We start from the raw sequence: 20828 nt of genomic DNA on the forward strand, positions 1-20828 counted from the left end.
ATCTAGTCAGAACCCTTCGGCAGGAGCAATCGGGCGAAGGGACCTGGACGATCCGTGTGAGTCAGACCACCAGCGGAGTCCCGCACACGTCGCGAGCCTGCTGCTCGAGGTCCGCCAGGGCCCGCCGGGTCTGCTCCGAGCCGAGGTCGCGCGCGGCTCCCTCGATCCGGTCCAGGTCGTCGGTGCCCAGGTCTGCCGGGGGCTGGTCGGCGTCGTACGTCGCCGCGTCGACCCCGGCCTCGTCGAGCGCGTCGCGCAGCGCGGTCACCCGCTCGAGGAGGATCGACCACTCGTCCTGGATGTCCTCGGGTGCCTCGTCGGCGAGCGACTGCAGGACGTCCAGCGCGCCGATGAGGTCGGTCGGCCCTCCACCGGCCACTTGCTCGGACAGCTCCGCCTGGTGCTCTTCGACTGCGCCGCAGTAGCGCTCGCGGTCGTCCGCGCACCCGGTCACGAGCAGGCCGAGGAGCAGCAGCGCGAGGGCGGGACGCATCAGCCGGCGCGCAGCACGGTGAGCTCGTCGTTGGCCTGTCTGGCCGCAGCAGCGAGCCCACCCGCGTCGGGGCCGTGGCGGAGCAGGCCGCGGCTGGTGCTGGCCAGCACGTGGGCCGCGGTGGACCCGAAGATGCGGCGCAGGTCGTCGACCGTGCCGCCCTGGGCGCCGTACCCCGGCGCCAGCAGCGGCCCGTTGATGGCGAGGTCCCAGTCGTGGGAACGGTCGGGCGCACCGACCGTGGCGCCCACGACGGCCCCGAACGAGCCCAGCGGAGTGGCCCCTGTGTTGAGGGACCTGAGGTGGTCCAGCATGAGCGCGGCGACCGACTGGCCGCCGGGCGTCGTCGCGTGCTGCACCTCGGGACCCTCCTTGTTGGACGTCAGCGCCAGGACGAAGACGCCCGCGCCGTGCTTGCGTGCCGCGTCGACCATCGGGTCGAGCGAGCCGAAGCCGAGGTAGGGGCTCGCGGTGACGGCGTCGGCCGCGAGCGGGGAGGCGGGGTCGAGGTAGGCGTCGGCGTACGCCTCCGTCGTGCTGCCGATGTCTCCGCGCTTCACGTCGAGGAGGACGAGCGCCCCGGCCTCGCGCGCGGTGGCGATCACCCGCTCGAGCACGGCCACGCCCCGGCTGCCGAAGCGCTCGTAGAACGCGCTCTGCGGCTTGACCACCGAGCAGACGGGCGCCAGCGCCTCGGTCGCGGTGAGCGCGAAGCGCTCCAGCCCGGCCACGTCGTCGTCGAGCCCCCACTCGTGCAGGAGCCCGACGTGGGGGTCGATGCCGGCGCAGAGCTGGCCGCGGGCCTCGAGTGCGGCGTGGACGCGGGAGCCGAAGTGGTGGGTCACGCGGTGGGTGCTCCTTCGGGTGCGAGCTCGGCGACGAGCCGGGCGGCGGTGGTCGGGTCGTGGAGGAGGGCGGTGCCCACCTGGACGGCCGTGGCGCCGGCGTCGAGGAAGGAGCGCGCGTCCTCGGCCGTCGAGATCCCCCCGCAACCGACGATGGGGAGGTCGGGCAGCTCGGCGTGCACGTCGGCGACGCACCGCAGTGCCAGCGGACGGATGGCGGGACCGCTGAGGCCACCCGGGCGGCCGTCGGGCAGGCTCGCCGGCAGCGCGTTGCCGACGACGACCGCGTCGGCGCCCGCCTCGGCGACGGCGCGCGCGGTCTCGACCGCGCGGAAGACGTCGGCACGCAGCTTGGCGATGACCGGCAGGCCTCTTGGGAGGTCGCGACGCACGGCCGAGACGACCCCGGCCGCCTGGAACGGCTCGCGCACGTCGAAGACCCCGCCGCCGAGGGCGTCGGGTGCGGACAGGTTCACCTCGACGGCCGCCAGGCCCGGGGCGCGGCCGAGGCGCCGGGCGAGGTCGGCGTACTCCCCCATGCTCGCGCCCGCCATCGAGACGACGACGGGCACGTCCTGGGACACCAGCCACGGCAGCTCCGTGGCGAGGAAGTGCTCCAACCCGGGGTTGTCGAAGCCGACGGCGTTGACCAGGCCGCCGGGCGTCTCGACCATGCGGGGCATCGGACCGCCAGGGCGGGGGTCGAGGGTGATCGAGCGGGTCACGAAGGCGCCGAGGCGGGCCAGGTCGGCGTACGCCGCCAGCTCGCGGCCGGTGCCCCCGCACCCGGAGGCGACCATCACCGGGGAGCGCAGGACGAGTCCGCCCAGGGTCGTGCTCACGCGTCGACTCCCGTCAGGTCGGCCCAACGGACCCGATCGCCGCGGAAGACGGGCCCGTCGACACACGCGCGGACGGTGCGCGGAGCCCCGTCCTCGCCCACGACCGGGACGGCGCAGCCGTGGCAGAGACCGGTCGCACAGACCAGTGTCTCCTCGAGGGCGACCTGGCTCCAGGCACCCTGCGCCTCCGCGGTCAGCGCGACGGCGTGCAGGAGCGGCGCCGGTCCGCAGGCGTAGACGACGTCGGCGGCGGCGCGCTCGAGGATGCCGTGCAGGTGGGCCTCGAGAGACCCGCGCAGGCCCACCGAGCCGTCTCCGGTCACGACCGTCACCGCGCGCGCGGACCGCCGGGCCTCCAGGGCGGCGAGAAGGTGGGTCTCGTCGGGCGCGGAGAGGACCAGGGTCACCGCACAGCCGCGCTCGCGCAGGCGCTCGGCCAGCGGGAACAGCGGCGCCGCGGAGTGCCCGTGGCCGACCAGCACGCACGACACCTGCTTCTGGTCGGGTGACTCCTTGGGCAACGAGAAGGGCCTGCCGAGCGGGCCCGTCACGTCGATCTCCGCACCCTGACCGAGGCCGGCGAGCCACCTCGTCCCGGGACCGACCGCCTCGACGACGATCTCGATCGTCAGCCCGTGACCTCCCGTGGGCTTGACCCGGTGCACCCAGAAGGACCGCCTCGCCAGGCGGGTGCGGTACGCCGCGTCTCCGGCGCCGACGGACAGGGCGACGAAGGTGCCGGGCCGGAACCGCTCGGCGATCCCGGGGGCCGAGAGGGTCAGGTGGTGGTAGGCGCCGACCTTGCGGGTCGTCAGGAGCAGCGCGCGGACGTGCAGCGGCCCGAGCGGGCGGGGGCTCTCGGCCGGCGCGGCGGTCACCCTGCGAACCCTCCAGCGAGCCCTCGGGCGATGCGTCGTGGCCACAGCGGGCCGCCGTAGACGAACCCGGTGTAGGCCTGCACAAGTGCCGCGCCGGCCTCCAGGCGGGCTCGGGCCTCGTCGACCGTGCTGATGCCACCCACCGAGACGAGGGTGAGGTCGTCGCCCACTGCCTTGCGGAGTAGTCGGAGCACCTCCATCGACCGGTCCGCGAGGGGCCGGCCCGACAGCCCCCCGGCGCCGATCCCCTCCACGACAGCGGGCTCGGAGACCAGCCCGGCACGGCTGATCGTGGTGTTGGTGGCGATCAGTCCGTCGAGGCCGAGCCCGGTCGCCAGCTCAGCGACGGCCAGCACGTCGGCGTCGTCGAGGTCGGGGGCGATCTTGACGAGCAGCGGGACCCGCGCCTGCGTGACGGCGTCGGCACGACGGCGCACTGCCTCCAGGAGCGGGCCCAGGCGGTCGACGGCCTGGAGGCTGCGCAGACCTGGAGTGTTGGGCGAGGAGACGTTGACGACGAGGTAGTCGGCGTACGGCGCCAGGAGACCCGCGCTCTTCTCGTAGTCGGCTTGCACGGCCGCCTGGTCGCCGTCCGGCACGACCTTGGACTTGCCGATGTTGACACCGACGATCGGCCCGCGCCGGGAAGGCTCGTGGAGGCCCCGGGCCAGTCGCGCGGCCTGTCGCGCGGCCAGACGCGCCGCCACGGCGACCGCGCCGTCGTTGTTGAAGCCCATGCGGTTGACGATCGCGTGGTCGGCCGGCAGCCGGAACAGCCTCGGCGTCGGGTTGCCCGGCTGCGGCAGCCCGGTGACGGTGCCGATCTCGACGTGCCCGAAGCCGAGCGCGGCCAGGGCGTCGATGCCGACGGCGTTCTTGTCGAAGCCGGCGGCCAGGCCGAGCGGGTGCGGGAAGGTCAGCCCCATCGCGTGCACGGGCCGCCTGCCGGTGCGCAGGGCACGGCCGGTGACCGGTCGCGCGGCCCGGATCGCGCGGAACGCGGCGTGGTGCGCCTGCTCGGCGTCGGTGCGCGTCAGGACCCGGTCGAACAGCGCGTCGTAGAGCTTCAACGGGCGGCTCCGGTGGAGGAAGCGGCGCCACGACCGCCTCGAAGGGCCCAGTCCTGCAGCGACCGCACCCCGATGTCGCCGGCGATCAGCGCCTCGATGCCCTGCACCGCGGCACCGAGGCCCTGGACCGTGGTGATGCAGGGGATGTTGGCCTGCACCGCCGCCGTGCGGATCTCGTAGCCGTCGATGCGCGGCGAGCCCCCAGAGGCGCTGCCGTGCGGGGTGTTCACCACGAGCTGCACCTCTCCGGCGGCGATCAGCTGGATCGTCGTCGGCTCGCCTCCGGGCCCGGGACCCTCGAAGTGCTTGCGCACCACCGTGGCCGGGATGCCGTTGCGGCGCAGCACCTCGGCGGTCCCCTGCGTGGCCAGCACCTCGAACCCGAGGTCGGCCAGCCGCTTGATCGGGAAGATCATGGTGCGCTTGTCGCGGTTGGCCATCGAGACGAAGACCTTGCCCGAGGTCGGCAGCGAGCCGTACGACGCCGTCTGGGACTTGGCGAAGGCCGTGCCGAAGACCGCGTCGAAGCCCATCACCTCGCCGGTCGAGCGCATCTCCGGGCCGAGCACGGTGTCGACGGTCCGGCCGTCGGGGGTCTTGAACCGGTTGAACGGCATCACGGCCTCCTTCACCGCGATCGGCGCGTCCGGCGGCAGGTCTCCCCCATCGCCCTCGGCGTCGAGCAGCCCGGCCGCCCGCAGCGACTTGATGGGCTCGCCGAGCATCACCCGGGCAGCGGCCTTGGCCAGCGGCACCGCGGTCGCCTTGGACACGAACGGCACCGTGCGCGACGCGCGCGGGTTGGCCTCCAGCACGTAGAGCACGTCGGAGCCGAGCGCGAACTGGATGTTGAGCAGCCCCCGCACGCCGACGCCGCGGGCGATGGCCTCGGTGGCGACCCGGATCCGCTTGATCTCCGCCGCGCCGAGGGTGATCGGGGGCAGCGCGCAGGAGGAGTCGCCGGAGTGGATGCCGGCCTCCTCGATGTGCTCCATGACCCCGCCGAGGTAGAGCTCCTCGCCGTCGAAGAGCGCGTCCACGTCGATCTCGACCGCGTCGTCGATGAACCGGTCGACCAGGACCGGGTGCTCGGGACTGACCTCCGTGGCGCGGTGGATGTAGCCCTCGAGCGCGTCGTCGTCGTACACGATCTCCATGCCGCGGCCGCCGAGCACGTAGGAGGGCCGGACCAGCACGGGATAGCCGATCTCGGCGGCGATCTCGAGGGCCTCGTCGTACGACGACGCGAGGCCGTGCTTGGGCGCCGGCAGCCCGGCCTCGGCGAGCACCCGCCCGAACGCGCCGCGCTCCTCAGCGAGGTGGATCGCCGCCGGAGGGGTGCCGACGATCGGGACGCCGGCGTCCTCCAGACCCTGGGCGAGGCCGAGCGGCGTCTGACCGCCGAGCTGACAGATGACGCCCGCGATGGGGCCTGCCTGGCGCTCGGCGTGCACGATCTCGAGCACGTCCTCGAGGGTGAGCGGTTCGAAGTAGAGCCGGTCGGAGGTGTCGTAGTCGGTCGAGACGGTCTCGGGGTTGCAGTTGACCATCACGGTCTCGTAGCCGACCTCGCTCAGCGCCATGCTGGCGTGCACGCAGGAGTAGTCGAACTCGATGCCCTGACCGATCCGGTTGGGACCCGAGCCGAGGATGATGACAGCCTCCCGCTGGCGCGGCGCGACCTCGGTCTCCTGGTCGTAGGACGAGTAGTGATAGGGCGTCCGGGCCGCGAACTCGGCGGCGCAGGTGTCGACGGTCTTGTAGACCGGCCGGATGCCCAGCGCGTGGCGCACCCCGCGGACGACCTGCTCGGGCAGGTCGCGCATCCGCCCGATCTGGTGGTCGGAGAAGCCGTGGCGCTTGGCGTGACGCAGCAGCCCCGGAGTGAGCTCGGGGGCGTTGATCACGTCCTGCGCGATCTCGTTGACGAGGCAGAGCTGGTCGACGAACCACGGGTCGATGCCGGTCGCCTCGTGCACCTCGTCGGGCGTCGCGCCCGCCCGGATGGCGTCCATGACCACGCGGAGTCGCCCGTCGTGCGGCGTGCTCGCCTCGGTCAGCAGCCCGGCCTTGTCGAGGTCGATGTGGCGGTGGCTCCAGTCGAACGGCGCGTGCTTGCTCTCCAGCGACCGCAGCGCCTTCTGCAGCGCCTCGGTGAAGTTGCGCCCGATCGCCATCGCCTCGCCGACCGACTTCATGTGCGTGGTCAGGGTCGGGTCGGCGCCGGGGAACTTCTCGAACGCGAACCGCGGCACCTTCACCACGACGTAGTCGAGCGTCGGCTCGAAGGCCGCCGGCGTGCTCTGCCCGTCGGGTCGGGCGGTGATGTCGTTGGCGATCTCGTCGAGGGTGTAGCCGATCGCCACCTTGGCCGCGATCTTCGCGATCGGGAAGCCGGTGGCCTTCGACGCCAGGGCGCTCGACCTGGACACCCGTGGGTTCATCTCGATGACGACCACCCGGCCGTCGTCGGGGTTGACCGCGAACTGGATGTTGCAGCCGCCGGTGTCGACGCCGACCGAGCGGATGATGCCGATGGAGAGGTCGCGCAGGTGCTGGTACTCGCGATCGGTCAGCGTCATCGCCGGCGCCACCGTGATCGAGTCGCCGGTGTGCACCCCCATCGGGTCGAGGTTCTCGATGCTGCAGACGATGACGACGTTGTCTGCCTTGTCGCGCATCACCTCCAGCTCGTACTCCTTCCACCCGATGATCGACTCCTCCATGAGGACCTCGGTGGTCGGCGAGGCCGCGAGCCCGGAGCCCGCGATCTGGCGCAGGTCGGCCTCGTCGTAGGCCATGCCGGAGCCCGATCCGCCCATGGTGAAGGACGGGCGTACGACGCAGGGGTAGCCGAGCTCCTCCGCCGCCGCCACGCACTCCTCCATGGTGTGCGCGATCCGCGACGTCGCGACCTCGCCGCCGAGCTCTTCCACGATCCGCTTGAAGGACTCGCGGTTCTCACCGCGCTCGATCGCCTCGATGGAGGCGCCGATCAGCTCGACGCCGTACTGCTCGAGGACGCCGGCCGCGTCGAGCGCCATCGCTGCGTTCAGCGCGGTCTGCCCACCGAGGGTCGCCAGCAGCGCGTCCGGGCGCTCCTTCTCGATGACCTTGGTGACGAACTCCGGGGTGATCGGCTCGATGTAGGTCGCGTCGGCGAACTCCGGGTCGGTCATGATCGTCGCCGGGTTGGAGTTGACCAGGATCACGCGGATCCCCTCGGCCATGAGCACCCGGCACGCCTGCGTCCCGGAGTAGTCGAACTCGCACGCCTGCCCGATGACGATCGGCCCCGAGCCGATGACCAGGACGCTCTTGATGTCGTCGCGCTTCGGCATCAGGCCTCCCCTCCGGTCACCCGGTCTCGTGACGGTCGCTGCGCGACCTCCTCGACCATCGACGAAGAGACCATCAGGTCGACGAACCTGTCGAAGAGGTACGCCGCGTCGTGCGGCCCGGCCGCCGCCTCGGGGTGGTACTGCACCGAGAAGGCCTTGAGCGCGCCGTCGTCGCCGCGCAGCTCGAGCCCCTCGACCACGTCGTCGTTGAGGCAGACGTGGGAGACGGTGGCGGTGCCGAAGAGCGTCTGCGTCGCCGCGTCCAGGGGCGCGTCGACCGCGAAGCCGTGGTTGTGCGCGGTGACCTCGACCTTGCCGGTCGTGCGGTCCAGCACCGGCTGGTTGATGCCGCGGTGCCCGTACTTGAGCTTGTAGGTGCCGAACCCGAGCGCCCGGCCGAAGAGCTGGTTGCCGAAGCAGATGCCGAAGTAGGGGATGCCGCGCTCGAGGGCGCCGCGGAGCAGGTCGACCTGGGCGGTGGTGGCCGCCGGGTCCCCCGGGCCGTTGGAGAAGAACAGCCCGTCCGGCGACACGGCCAGCACGTCGTCGAGCGACGCCGTGGCCGGCAGCACGTGGGACTCGATGCCGCGCTCGGCCATCATCCGCGGGGTGTTCGCCTTGAGCCCGAGGTCGAGCACGGCGACCCGGAGCGTCCGTCGGTCGGTCGAGCCCGTCGAGACCAGCGCAGGCACCACGTAGGGCTCTCTGGTCGAGACCTCGGCCGAGAGGTTCGCCCCGCTCATCTCCGCGGACTCGCGCACCCGCGCCAGCAGGGCCTCGGGATCGGTCTCGGTCGAGGAGATGCCGACGCGCATGGCCCCCTCCTCCCGCAGACGGCGGGTCAGGGCGCGGGTGTCGATGCCCGAGATGCCGACCACGCCCTGATCACGCAGCTCCTCGTCGAGCGAGCGGCGCGAGCGCCAGCTGGAGACGCGCCGGGCGGGGTCGCGGACGACGTACCCCGCGACCCAGATCCGCCCTGACTCGGGGTCCTCGTCGTTCATGCCGGTGTTGCCGATGTGCGGCGCGGTCATGACGACGACCTGGCGATGGTACGACGGGTCGGTCAACGTCTCCTGGTAGCCCGTCATCCCGGTCGAGAAGACGGCTTCCCCGAAGGTCTCGCCGGGGGCGCCGTAGGACTCTCCCTCGAAGACCGTCCCGTCCTCCAGCACGAGCATCGCTCCAGTGCTGGCCCCGTGGGACTTGGTTGGTGCAGTGGCATGCAGAGGCACGCCGACCTCCTTCTCCGCCTCACAGGACGGATCGTTAAAGGATGTGCGAGCGAGCCCGACCCTACCAGCGTCAGAGGGTCCTGGCCGCACCCACCACCCGGTGGTCGAGGAGGCCGGTCACGGACGTCACGAGACGCGTCCACCGGCAGGCGACCGCGACCTCGACCACCGGTGGGTGCGTCAGCTGCGGCGGGCCTTGTCGCGCAGGATCCGCTCGGACGCGAGCTTGCCTGGGGCGCCGATGACGCAGCCGCCGGGGTGCGTGCCGGAGCCGCACTGGTAGTAGCCGTCGATCGGGGTGGCGTACTGCGACCAGCCCGGCGAGGGCCGGAAGAAGTACATCTGCGGCGCGAGGAACTCACCGGCGAAGATGTTGCCCTCCGACAGGCCGGTGACCCGCTCGATGTCCGCGGGCGTCACGATCTCGCGCTGGAGCACGAGCTTGCCGAAGCCCGGGAAGTGCTCCTCGAGCACCGCCTGCGTCTTGTCGCCGAAGTTCTCCTTCTCGGTCTCCCAGTCGACCGACTTCCCGTCCTTGCGCAGGTCGTAGGGCGAGTACTGCACGAAGCACGAGAGCACGTGCTTGCCCGGCGGGGCCATGTCCGGGTCGAGCATCGACTGCATGGCGCCGTCGATGAAGGGACGGTCGGAGTACCAGCCGTACTTGGCCGCGTCGTAGGCCCGCTCCATGTACTCCAGTGTCGGGCCGATGTTGAGGAAGCCGTTGAACGGCGCGGACGAGCCCGGCAGGCCCGGGAACTCCGGCAGGCCGTCGAGGGCGAAGTTCACCTTCGACGAGACACCGCGGTAGCGGGTGCGCTTGACGTTGTCGACGAGGTCGTCGGGCAGCTCGCGCGGGTCGACGAGGTCGAGGAAGGTGTGCCGGGCGTCGAGCGCCGACACGACGATCGGCGCGGTGAGCTCGGTGCCGTCGGCCAGGGCCACGCCCACGGCGCGCCCGTCGCGGGTGATGACGGAGGCGACCTTCGCGTCCAGCTCGATCTCGGCGCCGTAGGCCTGCGCGGCCCGCGACAGCACCTGCGTGAAACCGCCGTTGCCACCCTTGTGGAAGGCCCACGAGCCGAGGTGTCCGTCGTGCTCGCCCATCTTGTGGAAGAGCAGCACCAGCCCCGACCCGCCCGACATCGGCCCGATCTGGGTGCCGATGATCGAGGACGACGCCAAGTAGCCCTTGATCGCGTCGTGCTCGAAGTAGTCGTCGAGCAGGTCGGCGGCACTTCCGGTGAGCATCCGCACGGTGTCGTGCAGGGTCTTGCGGTCGGCGTTGCCGAGCTGCTTGAGCATCCAGGCCACGTCGGCCTGGTCCTCGGGGTCGGTGCCGAAGATGTCGGGCGGCGGGTTGTCGAAGAGCGGCCGCACGGTCTGGATCACGCGGTCGAGGTCGTAGCTGTAGCGGTTGTAGGCGTCGGCGTCGTGCTTGGAGTGCCGGCGGATCTCCTGGAGGTTCTGCTCGTGGTCGTCGCCGAAGAGCAGGTAGTCGCCGTCGCCGGTCGGGTGGAAGTCGCCCGGCATCATCAGCGGCATGAAGCCGTGCTCGACGAGGTTGAGCTCGTGGATGATCTCGGGCCGCAGCAGGCTCAGCGCGTAGGAGAACGTCGTGAACCAGTAGCCCGGCTTGAGCTCCTCGGTGATCGCCGCACCCCCGACCAGGTGCCGCTGCTCGAGCACCAGCACGCTCAGCCCGGCCTTGGCGAGGTACGCCGCGTTGGTGAGCCCGTTGTGGCCGCCGCCGACCACGATGGCGTCGTACGACGTCCCGCTGCGGCCGTTGACCGGCGATGGGACGGCGGCGTGCGCGGTGTGCTCGTAGGTGCTCATGACCCGAGTCCTGCCCTGGCCGTCTTGCGGGCGGGGTTGTAGAACGGCAGCGGCGAGGTGCTGACCGCGAGCATGTGGGTGGTGTGGTGCAACGTCGTCTCCATCCGAAGTGCGGTGCCCCCCTGGTTGCCGGGGGCGGCGAGGTCGGGCCGGACGCGGGCGATGCCGATGTGGCGCTGCAGCACCGGCGAGTAGAAGAAGCTGGTGACGTAGCCGATCTGCTCGTCGTCCTCGAGCCTGAGCCACTGCTCCCAGCCGACGGGCTGCTCGTCCTTCGTGGGCAGCTCGCCGGCGTCGCGGTAGAGGCGGTCCCAGTCGGCCCAGTCGACCACGATGCCGGTGGTCGCCCAGCGGGAGGTGCCGTCCTCCAGCTCGCGCCGGATCGCCTCGCTTCCGATGAAGCGGCGCGACCCGTCGCGCACGCCCTTGAGCATCCAGCCCTGGCCGAGCTCCTTCGGGGTGACCCGGTCGCTGTCGGTCCAGGCGGTGCGGCTGTCGTGGAACTCGATGTCGACCAGCGGGAGCCCGGCCTCGATGCGCAGCATGTTGAGCGCCTCCTCGCCGAACGGCCGGAGGCCGTGGGGAGTCCCGGCCTCCAGGATCGCCTCGAGGACCGCTGGCGCGTCGTCGGCGGGGACCATCACCTCGAACCCGAGGTCGCCGGTGTAGCCGGTGCGCGACACGCTGACCGGGACGGTGCCGATCTTGCTCTCGGCCACGCCGAAGTACGGCAGGTCCTCGACCTCCGGCGTGAGGCCGGCGAGCGTGGCGCGCGAGCGCGGACCTTGGACCTGGAGCATCGCGTAGTCGTCGCTCACGTCCTCGATCTCGACCCGCTGACCGTGGCGATGGTCCGCGAACCAGCCCATCGACGGGCGCGCCGAGGTCAGCAGCCACTCACGCTCGGACTGGCGGAAGAGCACGCCGTCCTCCATCACGAAGCCGCGGTCGTCGCACCAGAGGGTGTACGCCGCACGCCCCGGCCGGATCCCGGACAGGTCGCGCACGACCATGCGCGAGAGGAACGCCTCGGTGTCGGGCCCGGTGATGCGGTACTTGAACAGGGGTGAGGTGTCGAAGATCCCGACGCCGTTGCGCACCGCGAAGTACTCGTGCTTGGGCGCGTTGGAGTAGCGCAGCGCGGAGAGGTAGCCCGACCAGTGGGTGTAGAGCAGCTGGTCGTTCAGCGCGGTCAGCCCGTCGTGGAACGGCGTCGTGCGGATCATCGGGCTCTCCTTCGTGCGGCGCAGGTCACTCGGCGGAGCCTACTGAATGGCTGTTCAATCCGCCAGGCTGAGTGATGGTTCAAACGGCCTTTCGGCTCGCCTGGTCTCGTGACAGGCGCTAGCACGCCTTCCTCGACCACCGGCAAGGGTCCATCGGTGGTCACGAGACCCGGTGAGCTACAAGACCGCGTCCAGGAACGCACGCGTCTCCGGGTGCGCCGGGCTGCTGATCAGCTGCTGCGGCGGGCCCTCCTCGAGGATCCGGCCCTCGTGGAAGAACGCCATCCGGTCGGCGACCTCGCGGGCGAACCCCATCTCGTGGGTGACCACCATCATCGTCATGTGCATCTCGGTGGAGAGCGTCTTCATGACCGACAGCACCTCTCCCGTGAGCTCGGGGTCGAGCGCGGAGGTCGGCTCGTCGAAGAGCATGACGTCGGGCTCCATCGCCAGCGCCCGGGCGATCGCCACGCGCTGCTGCTGCCCGCCTGAGAGCCGGATGGGGTGCTCCCCCGCCTTGTCGGCCAGGCCCACCCGCTCGAGCAGCTCCTGGCCACGCTTGGTGATCTCGGCGTCGCTGCCCTTGCCCGCGCAGCGGGGGGCGCACGTGACGTTGTCCAGGACGGTCATGTTGGGGAACAGGTTGAACTGCTGGAACACCATCCCGACGTGCACGCGCAGCTGCCGGATCTGCTCGCGCTTGCGCTTGGTGCGGTGCCCACCCTCCAACCGGATGCCGGCCACCTCGATGGAGCCGGACGTGGGGTCCTCGATGAAGTTCACGCAGCGCAGCACCGTGGACTTGCCCGACCCGGAGCGGCCGAAGATGACGACCACCTCGCCCCGATGCACGTCCATGTCGACGCCCTTGACCACCTCGAGCTGGCCGAAGCTCTTGTGGAGGTCCTCGATGCGGACGACCACGTCACTGACGTCGTCGGAGCTCATCTCGGCACCCCTCCCCCGTGCGGCTGCTTCTGCCGGGCCGCGACCGCGTTGACCGCGGCGATGTGGGCGCGGTCGTAGCCGCGGCCGATACGACGCTCGAGCTTGGCCTGGAAGAACGTGAAGATGACGGTGAGCCCCCAGTACATGAGCGCCACGGCGACGTAGGCCTCGAGGTTCTTGAAGTCGGCCTTGCCGACCAGCTGCGAGCGCCGGAAGATCTCGGCGCTGGCGACCGTCACGCCGAGGAACGACACCAGGGCGGTGTCCTTCATCATCGCGATGAACTCGTTGCCGGTCGGCGGGATGATCACCCGGAACGCCTGCGGGAGCACGACCTTGCGCATCTTCTGCCCGTGGGTCATGCCGAGGGCGTCGGCCGCCTCGCCCTGCCCCCCGGCCACCGACTGGATGCCGGCGCGGAAGATCTCGGTCATGTAGGCGCCGTAGTTGAGGCCGAGCGCGATGGTGCCTGCCGTCGCCGCCTCGAGGATCAGCCACTCGTTGAAGTCCTCGGGGAGCCAGGTGTAGGACAGCTCGAGGTTGCGGCCGACCGGAGGCAGGGCGAGGTAGATCAGGAACATCTGCACGATGAGCGGCGTCCCCCGGAAGAACGAGACGTAGAAGCCGGCCACGGCGTACGCCACGGGGTTGCGCGAGATCCGCGCCAGCGCCCCGAGGAGGGCCATCACGATCGCCAGCGCGATGCCGCCGAGCGCGATGGCCGCCGTGTAGGGCAACCCGCCGAGGATGTAGCGGAAGTTGTCCCTGATCCACTGCAGGTCGAAACCCGCAGCGTTGCCGAAGAACCCGATCAGGACGAAGAGGACGACCCAGACGGCGGCGGTCTTGGCGCGGAACGGAACTCGCGCGGACGCGAGCTGGATCCGTTCCCAGGTGCTCTCCCGGCCCGGGGCCTCGGGCTGAGTCATGTCGGGCCGGCTCTCTCCTGGCCGACTCACTCCTGGCCGACTCACTCCTGGGTGGTCAGGTCGAGGCCGTACCACTCCTCGGAGAAGGCCGTGAGGGTGCCGTCCTCGTGCATCTCGCCGACGATCGCGTCGACCGCTTCGTAGAGGCTCTCCGACGACGGGTCGGCGCTCTTGTCGAAGCCCACCGAGAGCGGCTCGTAGAAGACCGGGTCGCCGACGATCTTCACCGGGTTGCCGGCGTCGATGTAGCCCTGCGCGGTCGTCACCGAGGTGATCACCGCGTCGAGGCGGCCGTTGGCGAGGTCCTGGAGCGCCGTTGTGTCGGTGTCGTACCCCGCGACCTCGGCGTCGTCGATGATGAAGTCGAAGTCGTAGCCCTCGATGGCCAGCGTCTTGGTCAGGAACTGGTCGTAGGTGCAGCCGCTGCAGACGCCGATCTTGGCCCCGTCGAGATCGGTGCTGAGGTCGGAGACCTCTTCGTTGTCAGCGGTCACGACCACCACGGCGGGCGTGTAGTTGTAGGGCTGGGTGAAGTAGAGGACTTCCTGGCGGTCGTTGGTCGGGGTCATCGAACCGACGGTGGTGTCCCAGCGGCCGTTCCAGCTGCCGGCGGTGATGACGTCCCACGAAGGCGCCTCCCAGGCGACGTCGACGCCGAGACGGTCGGCGATCTCGGTGGCCACGTCGATGTCGAAGCCTTCGTACTCGCCGGTCTGCTCGTTGAGCGACGACTGCGGCGGGTACGCCGGGTCGGTGGAGACGGTGAGCACGCCCTTCTCGCAGACCTCGGCGAGCAGGTCGGTGGCGTCGGTGCACGGGCCGTCGTCGGCGGCCGAGGTGGTCTCGTCGCCACTTCCGCTCCCGGTGCCCGGGTCATCAGCCTCGTCGTCGCCGCCGCCGCAGGCGGCAAGCAGGGCGATCAGGGTCACCGAGGCAAGGGCGAGAAGGGAACGCTGACGCATGGACGTCCTCCGAATTGGTGGGTCCGAGACTTGTGGACCAAGATTTTTCCGCTGGCGCGGACTATGCCACGGGGATTCGAGGTTGTGACCCCTCCATGCCGGAGGTTTGCCGATCCGTGACCCGGTGCCGGCAGCGCGTCAGGGTGCCTGGCCCTCACCCAGCAGCACCTGCGCCAGGCGGATGACCATCGGCCAGGCGCCGTCGCTGGTGTTCGACAGCACCGCCCAGGTGAGCCGGCGGGCCTGGTGGACGGAACCGAACGATGCGCCGACGTCGGAGCCCCGCAGCTCCGTGGCGGCGCCCCACCGCCACACGCCGAGCCCGTAGCCCTCGTTGTCGTCCACGTCGCTGCGCGAGCGCTGCGCGTCCGCCCACGTCGCCGGCGACACCACCCTCCCCGCGTCGAGGGCGGCCCACAGGGCGCAGACGTCGCCGGCAGTCGTGAAGATCCCCCCGTCGCCGCCCCCGACGACCGGCAGGTGCAGCACGTTCGTGCGCAGCGCCTCCGCGTGGTCCGGGCCGTGGAGGTAGCCCCAGGCAGCGTTGTCGGGGAGCGCGTCCGAGCGAAGGTACGCCGTGTGGGCGAGCCCGGCCGGCTCGATCACCAGGCTCCGCACCAGGTCGTGGAAGGGTTCCCCTCCCGCGCGCTCGGCGAGGAGGGCGAGCACGCAGAACCCGCCGTTGCAGTAGGAGAACCCGGTGCCTGGTGGGAACTTCTGGGGGAAGCCGTCGAGGACGGTGAGGTAGGACTCCGCGGAGTCGAGGCTCCTCAGGGGCACCGGCAGGGAGAACGTCGAGAAGTCCTCGACGACGTCCTCGTCGAGGTAGTCGCCGATGCCGGACCGGTGCGAGAGCAGCTGCTCCACAGTGACGGCGTCGTCGATCAGCGGCAGGTCGGCGCCCAGCAGCTCGCGGGCGCGCGTCTCGAGGGTCAGCCGACCCTCCTCGACGAGCCGCAGCACCGCCAGGGCAGTGAACGTCTTGGCTCCGCTGGCCACCCCGATGCTGGTCTCCGGGGTCATCGGGACCGCGTGGGCACGATCGGCGAGCCCGTAGGCCTCGTCGTGGACGACGACCCCGTCCTGCTCGACACGGACGTGTCCGGAGAAGCCGGTGTCGGCGACCACCGCGTCGACCTCAGGAAGTCGAGTCATGGCGTCGAGTCATGGCGTCGAGTCATGGCGTCGATCACTGCAGCTTGCCGTCGAGCACCGTCGGGCGCCCGCGCAGGAAGGTCGCCACGACCCGCCCCGGCAGCTCGCGGCCGGCGTACGGCGTGTTGCGCGACAGCGACGCCGACTCGGAAGCCTCGATCACCCGGCGAACGGACGGGTCGTAGAGGACGACGTTGGCCGGCGCGCCCACCTCGAGCGGCTGGCCGTGCTCGGCCACGCGGCCGATCCGCGCCGGCGCGTAGGACATCCGCTCGGCGACGCCGGCCCAGTCGAGCAGCCCCGTGTCGACCATCGTCTCCTGCACGATCGAGAGCGCCGTCTCGAGACCGAGCATGCCGAAGGCGGCGGCCGCCCACTCGCAGTCCTTGTCCTCGTGCGGGTGCGGCGCGTGGTCCGTCGCCACGGCGTCGATGGTGCCGTCGGCGAGCCCCGCCCGCAGCGCCTCGGTGTCGGCCGTGGTGCGCAGCGGCGGGTTGACCTTGAAGATCGGGTCGTACGTCGCCGCGAGCTCGTCGGTCAGCAGCAGGTGGTGCGGGCAGGCCTCGGCCGTGACGTTCCAACCCTTGGACTTCGCGTCGCGCACGATCTGCACCGACCCGGCCGTCGACACGTGGCAGACGTGCAGCCGGGAGCCGACATGGGCCGCCAGGAGGCAGTCACGTGCGACGATCGCCTCCTCGGCGACGGCCGGCCAGCCCTGGAGCCCGAGCCGGCCCGAGAGCTCGCCCTCGTTCATCTGGGCGTTCTCGGTGAGCCGCGGCTCCTGGGCGTGCTGGGCGATGACGCCGTCGAAGGCCTTCACGTATTCCAGCGCCCGCCGCATCATCACCGCGTCGCTCACGCACTTGCCGTCGTCGCTGAAGACCCGGACCCGGGCGGCCGAGTCGGCCATCGCGCCGAGCTCGGCCAGCCGCTCGCCGGCGAGACCGACGGTGACGGCGCCCACCGGGTAGACGTCGCAGTAGCCGGCCTCGCGACCCAGCCGCCAGACCTGCTCCACGACGCCGGCCGTGTCGGCGACGGGGTCGGTGTTGGCCATCGCGTGCACGGCGGTGAAGCCGCCCAGCGCCGCTGCCTGGGTGCCGGTGAGCACCGTCTCGGCGTCCTCGCGACCGGGCTCTCGCAGGTGGGTGTGCAGGTCGACCAGGCCCGGCAGGGCGACGAGCCCGTCGGCCTCGACCACTTCCGCCCCACCGGCATCGAGACCCGCGCCGATGGCAGCGATGACGCCGTCCTCGATCCGCAGGTCGGTCGGCGCGCCGCCGAGGATCGACACGCCCTTGATGACGTAGGTGCTCACTCGTCGCCCCCTTCGCTGCCGCCGAGGAGGAGGTAGAGGACCGCCATCCTGACGGCGACCCCGTTGGTCACCTGCTCGACGATCACCGAGCGCGCCGAGTCGGCGACGTCGGCGGTGATCTCCATGCCCCGGACCATCGGCCCGGGGTGCATCACGATCGTGTGGTCCTGGAGGGTCGCCATCCGGCGGCCGTCCAGTCCGTAGCGACGGGAGTACTCCCGCGCGGTCGGGAAGAACGCGGCGTTCATGCGCTCGCGCTGGACTCGCAGCATCATCACGGCGTCGGCCTTGGGCAGCACGCCGTCGAGGTCGTACGACGTCTCGACGCCCCAGGTCTCGACGCCGACGGGCAGCAGGGTCGGGGGCGCGACGAGCGTGACCTCGGCACCCAGCGTCTTGAGCAACAGGGCGTTGGAGCGCGCCACCCGGGAGTGGAGCACGTCGCCGATGATCGCGATGCGCTGTCCGTCGAGCGTCCCGCCGTTGGCGGGTCCGAGGTGCCGCCACATCGTGAAGGCGTCGAGCAGCGCTTGCGTCGGGTGCTCGTGGGTGCCGTCGCCCGCGTTGACGACCGACGAGCGCACCCACCCTGAGTTGGCCAGCCGGTGCGGTGCCCCTGACGCGTGGTGCCGGATCACGACGGCGTCGGCGCCCATCGCCTCGAGGGTCAGCGCGGTGTCCTTGAGTGACTCGCCCTTGGACAACGAGGAGCCCTTGGCCGCGAAGTTGATGACGTCGGCCGACAACCGCTTGGCCGCGGCCTCGAAGGAGATGCGCGTGCGGGTGGAGTCCTCGAAGAAGAGGTTGACCACGGTGCGCCCGCGCAGGGCCGGCAGCTTCTTGATCGGCCGGTCTGCGAGGGAGCGCATCTCCTCGGCGGTGCTGAGGACGAGCTCGGCATCGGCCCGGGTGAGGTCGGCGGCGGAGAGAAGGTGACGCTTCATGAGACCAACCCCGTGATCGTGACGGCGTCGACGTCGTCGACACCGGTGAGGGAGACCCGCACTCGCTCGACCAGCGAGGTCGGGAGGTTCTTGCCGACGAAGTCGGCACGGATCGGCAGCTCGCGGTGGCCGCGGTCGACGAGCACGGCCAGCTGGACCGCCGCCGGGCGACCTACCTCGGTGAGGGCGTCGAGGGCCGCGCGGATCGTGCGCCCGGAGAAGAGCACGTCGTCGACGAGCACCACGGTCTTCCCCTCGATGCCGCCGCCCGGGATCTCGGTGTGCAGCAGGGCGCGGACCGGGCCGCTGCGCAGGTCGTCGCGGTACATCGTCACGTCGAGGGAGCCGACGGGGACCTCGACGCCCTCGACCGCGGAGATCTTCTCGGCGATCCGGCGGGCGAGGGGCACGCCTCGGCTCGGGATCCCGAGCAGCACCAGGTCGCGCGGACCCTTGTTGCGCTCGAGGATCTCGTGCGCGATGCGGGTCAGCGCCCGCGTGATGTCCGGGGCGTCCATCACCACGCGGCCGACGTCGCCTGGTCTGTCTCCAGCGGAGGCGGTCGATGGATCGGAGGTGGTGGTGTCAGGTAGCGCAGGCACTGCCGCGTGACCTCCTTCTCCGCCTCACGGGACGGCTCGTTAAAGGATGTCTGGGTGGGTTTGGTGCGCCGCGAGAGTAGCAGCCGCCGCCGTCCCGACGTGAGCCCGTGGCGCGTGTCCGTGCTCGTCCGTGGCAGGGTCGGTCCCGTGCCGAAGCCACCGCTGCCCGACGACGTACGCGAGTTCCTGCGCAGGCCCCTGCCTGCTGTGATGGCGACTCTCCGCTCCGACGGGATGCCGGTGAGCGTGGCGACCTGGTACCTCCTCGAGGACGACGACCGCGTGCTGGTCAACATGGACCACTCGAGGATCCGGGTGAAGCACCTGCGGCGTGATCCGCGCGTGACCCTCACGGCGCTCGCGGAGGACTGGTACACCCACGTCTCGATCACCGGCGTCGTCGTCGAGATGGCCGAGGACGGGGGCCTGGAGGGCATCGACCGGCTCAGCCGGCACTATCGCGGGCGGCCCTACCCGCGCCGCGACAGCCCGCGCGTCAGCGCCTGGATCGAGATCGAGCGTTGGCAGGGCTGGGGCGCGCACCGCTCCGAGGGCTGAACGGTCACAGCTCGTCCCACTCGTAGGACCGGGTGGCCGGCGCGGGCTGCGTCGCGCGCACGGCCAGCCACGGGAGCGCGCGCGACACGAGCGCCTCTCGGAGGCGGACAGCAGCTGCGGCATCGGGCGCCAAGCCGAGTCCGAGGTCCCAGAGCGCGCCGTGCCCGGCGCCTCCGGTGAGGATCGCCGTCTCCTCGAGCTCGTGCACCCGTGGCGCGTCCTCCTGCGGGAACGGGCCTCGGCGCAGCCCGACCCGCACGTCCGCCAGGCCGTCGTCGACGCCGATCACGACGGCGTCCTGATGACGGTCGAGGGTGCGCACGAACGTCATCCCCCGCACATTCTCGAACCCCGCCTCGCGCAGCGCCGGGGCGACCTCGGCGCGGACGAGTCTCACCAGGTCGGCGCGCTGCCGCCTCGGCAGCGGGTTCGCCTGGCGCGCCTGCACGCGTCGCTTCTCCTCGGCCACGCGGACGTCCTGCTCGCCAGCGGCGACAGGGTCCGTGCCCAGCGCCGCGTGCACGCGCTTGAGGAGATCCCGCCGCGTGAGCTCCTCTGAAAGGAGCCGCAGCTGTTCGGTCGCTCTCGGGTCTCCGGTGGCGTGGCGCGAGATCAGGGCCTCCAAGGCGCCACTAGCAAGGGGAGCGCACTGAGCCAGGGTGACGAACCGCTCGGGGTGCTGGGCGGCACCCCTCAGCACGAGAAGGCCAAGGAGTGGGATGAGGCTGTCGACGAGCTCGGGGTCGTCGACGTACGCCGTCGCGAGAGCGGCGCCACGGAGCAGGACCGCGTTGCCTGGCGTCACGAGCCACGTGCTCGCCGACCAGTCGAGGTCGTCGTGCGGACCGGCGGTCCGGGCGGGCGTCAGGTCAAGGGTCGGCAGCGACGCGAGGAGGTCGTGCAACAGCATGGCTGCGACGGCGGACCCGGAGACGAGGCTCGCCACCGCACGCGTCCACGTCGCCGTCGGCCGGACCGTGCGCACCTCGCCCAACCGCGGCAGCAACGCGACGAGGGCAGGATCCTCCGCCACGGCGGCCTCGAACGTCACCCGCGCCCCGGCTCCCCACCCGTCCGCGACGGCGATCGTCGAGAGGTCGATCAGCTGACCTGGCGCCTGTGCGGCCAGGAGGGTGCGGGCGCGCTGTCGGAGCTCTGGCACCTGGTAGACGTGCACGGGGGTCTCGACCAGCACCCGCTCGACGTCGACGAGGGCGTCGTACACGAACGGCTCTCCCGGACGGTCCTGCAAGAAGCGCTTCGCGACTCCGAGCGCGTACTTCACCGCGGCCTGGTCGAACCCCGCCACCGACGCCCGCAGCAGCAGCGCCACGTCTCCCGGCGTCCAAGGCAGCCGGCGCCCACGCAGTGCTCCGAGCACCGTCCTGCCGAGCAGCTCGTCGACAGCCAGCTCTGCCGGGTACTCCCCGGGAGCGTCCGGCCACGCACGCAGCCCCGCGGTGGTCACCAACGCGACTGACACCAGGAGGTCAGGGTCGAGCGCCAACAGCTCCGCGCCTCCGGGCCACGCCTTCAGGTGCGCGGTCGAGTAGCCGGTGAAGCCGTGCAGTGCATCGAGCGACGCCGCGACGCGAGCCCGGTGCTCACCGAGGCGTACCCGGTCGGTGATGTCCACGCAG

The 20828-nt window shown here is 71.3% G+C and carries 18 protein-coding genes; 1 reads left to right on the forward strand and 17 read right to left on the reverse strand.

What is annotated here, in order from left to right:
• Positions 1 to 61: 61 nt before the first annotated feature.
• The 16 genes from ABD295_RS08530 to pyrR all read right to left on the reverse strand — a co-directional run bounded on the left by ABD295_RS08530 (position 62) and on the right by pyrR (position 18552).
• A complete protein-coding gene (locus ABD295_RS08530) occupies positions 62 to 493 on the reverse strand; it encodes a hypothetical protein (RefSeq protein WP_344303266.1) in 432 nt (143 codons plus the stop codon).
• On the reverse strand, positions 493 to 1338 hold the full coding sequence (pyrF, locus tag ABD295_RS08535; RefSeq protein ID WP_344303267.1) for an orotidine-5'-phosphate decarboxylase: 846 nt from the start codon (positions 1336 to 1338) through the stop codon (positions 493 to 495). Before pyrF ends, ABD295_RS08530 begins: the two co-directional genes overlap by 1 nt.
• Positions 1335 to 2180: a nitronate monooxygenase gene (locus ABD295_RS08540; RefSeq protein ID WP_344303268.1), complete on the reverse strand. Its 846-nt coding sequence runs from the start codon at positions 2178 to 2180 to the stop codon at positions 1335 to 1337. Before ABD295_RS08540 ends, pyrF begins: the two co-directional genes overlap by 4 nt.
• Positions 2177 to 3058, reverse strand: a complete 882-nt coding sequence (locus ABD295_RS08545; RefSeq protein WP_344303269.1) for an iron-sulfur cluster-binding protein — start codon at positions 3056 to 3058, stop codon at positions 2177 to 2179. Before ABD295_RS08545 ends, ABD295_RS08540 begins: the two co-directional genes overlap by 4 nt.
• Entirely contained in the window at positions 3055 to 4128 is a 1074-nt protein-coding gene (locus ABD295_RS08550; protein ID WP_344303270.1) for a quinone-dependent dihydroorotate dehydrogenase, read from the reverse strand. Before ABD295_RS08550 ends, ABD295_RS08545 begins: the two co-directional genes overlap by 4 nt.
• The gene (gene carB / locus ABD295_RS08555; protein ID WP_344303271.1) at positions 4125 to 7469 is read right to left on the reverse strand and encodes a carbamoyl-phosphate synthase large subunit; all 3345 of its coding nucleotides are present in this window, start codon (positions 7467 to 7469) and stop codon (positions 4125 to 4127) included. Before carB ends, ABD295_RS08550 begins: the two co-directional genes overlap by 4 nt.
• Complete coding sequence (gene carA, locus ABD295_RS08560) at positions 7469 to 8650, reverse strand: glutamine-hydrolyzing carbamoyl-phosphate synthase small subunit (protein ID WP_344303336.1); 1182 nt, start codon at positions 8648 to 8650, stop codon at positions 7469 to 7471. Before carA ends, carB begins: the two co-directional genes overlap by 1 nt.
• A 234-nt stretch (positions 8651 to 8884) precedes the next feature.
• Complete coding sequence (locus tag ABD295_RS08565; RefSeq protein WP_344303272.1) at positions 8885 to 10543, reverse strand: phytoene desaturase family protein; 1659 nt, start codon at positions 10541 to 10543, stop codon at positions 8885 to 8887.
• A complete protein-coding gene (locus tag ABD295_RS08570; RefSeq protein WP_344303273.1) occupies positions 10540 to 11769 on the reverse strand; it encodes an aminomethyl transferase family protein in 1230 nt (409 codons plus the stop codon). Before ABD295_RS08570 ends, ABD295_RS08565 begins: the two co-directional genes overlap by 4 nt.
• A 177-nt stretch (positions 11770 to 11946) precedes the next feature.
• The gene (locus tag ABD295_RS08575) at positions 11947 to 12717 is read right to left on the reverse strand and encodes an amino acid ABC transporter ATP-binding protein (RefSeq protein WP_344303274.1); all 771 of its coding nucleotides are present in this window, start codon (positions 12715 to 12717) and stop codon (positions 11947 to 11949) included.
• The gene (locus ABD295_RS08580) at positions 12714 to 13646 is read right to left on the reverse strand and encodes an amino acid ABC transporter permease (protein WP_344303275.1); all 933 of its coding nucleotides are present in this window, start codon (positions 13644 to 13646) and stop codon (positions 12714 to 12716) included. Before ABD295_RS08580 ends, ABD295_RS08575 begins: the two co-directional genes overlap by 4 nt.
• 41 nt (positions 13647 to 13687) lie before the next feature.
• Entirely contained in the window at positions 13688 to 14608 is a 921-nt protein-coding gene (locus tag ABD295_RS08585; protein WP_344303276.1) for a transporter substrate-binding domain-containing protein, read from the reverse strand.
• Positions 14609 to 14746: 138 nt separating this feature from the next.
• Complete coding sequence (locus ABD295_RS08590) at positions 14747 to 15763, reverse strand: serine hydrolase domain-containing protein (RefSeq protein WP_344303277.1); 1017 nt, start codon at positions 15761 to 15763, stop codon at positions 14747 to 14749.
• Positions 15764 to 15797: 34 nt separating this feature from the next.
• On the reverse strand, positions 15798 to 17084 hold the full coding sequence (locus tag ABD295_RS08595) for a dihydroorotase (RefSeq protein ID WP_344303278.1): 1287 nt from the start codon (positions 17082 to 17084) through the stop codon (positions 15798 to 15800).
• Entirely contained in the window at positions 17081 to 18028 is a 948-nt protein-coding gene (locus ABD295_RS08600; RefSeq protein WP_344303279.1) for an aspartate carbamoyltransferase catalytic subunit, read from the reverse strand. The genes ABD295_RS08595 and ABD295_RS08600 overlap by 4 nt, the downstream gene beginning before the upstream one ends.
• The gene (gene pyrR, locus ABD295_RS08605; protein ID WP_344303280.1) at positions 18025 to 18552 is read right to left on the reverse strand and encodes a bifunctional pyr operon transcriptional regulator/uracil phosphoribosyltransferase PyrR; all 528 of its coding nucleotides are present in this window, start codon (positions 18550 to 18552) and stop codon (positions 18025 to 18027) included. Before pyrR ends, ABD295_RS08600 begins: the two co-directional genes overlap by 4 nt.
• A gap of 225 nt (positions 18553 to 18777) precedes the next feature.
• On the opposite strand from pyrR, the gene ABD295_RS08610 reads away from it, so the two are divergent.
• Positions 18778 to 19188, forward strand: coding sequence for a PPOX class F420-dependent oxidoreductase (locus ABD295_RS08610; RefSeq protein WP_344303281.1), 411 nt, complete (start codon positions 18778 to 18780; stop codon positions 19186 to 19188).
• A 4-nt stretch (positions 19189 to 19192) separates the two neighbouring features.
• Here the strand turns inward: ABD295_RS08610 and ABD295_RS08615 are convergent, their stop codons facing one another.
• A complete protein-coding gene (locus tag ABD295_RS08615; RefSeq protein WP_344303282.1) occupies positions 19193 to 20824 on the reverse strand; it encodes a hypothetical protein in 1632 nt (543 codons plus the stop codon).
• Positions 20825 to 20828: the final 4 nt, after the last annotated feature.

The sequence above is a fragment of the Nocardioides bigeumensis genome, from assembly GCF_039531755.1.
In the GTDB taxonomy this organism is placed as follows: Bacteria; Actinomycetota; Actinomycetes; order Propionibacteriales; family Nocardioidaceae; genus Nocardioides; species Nocardioides bigeumensis.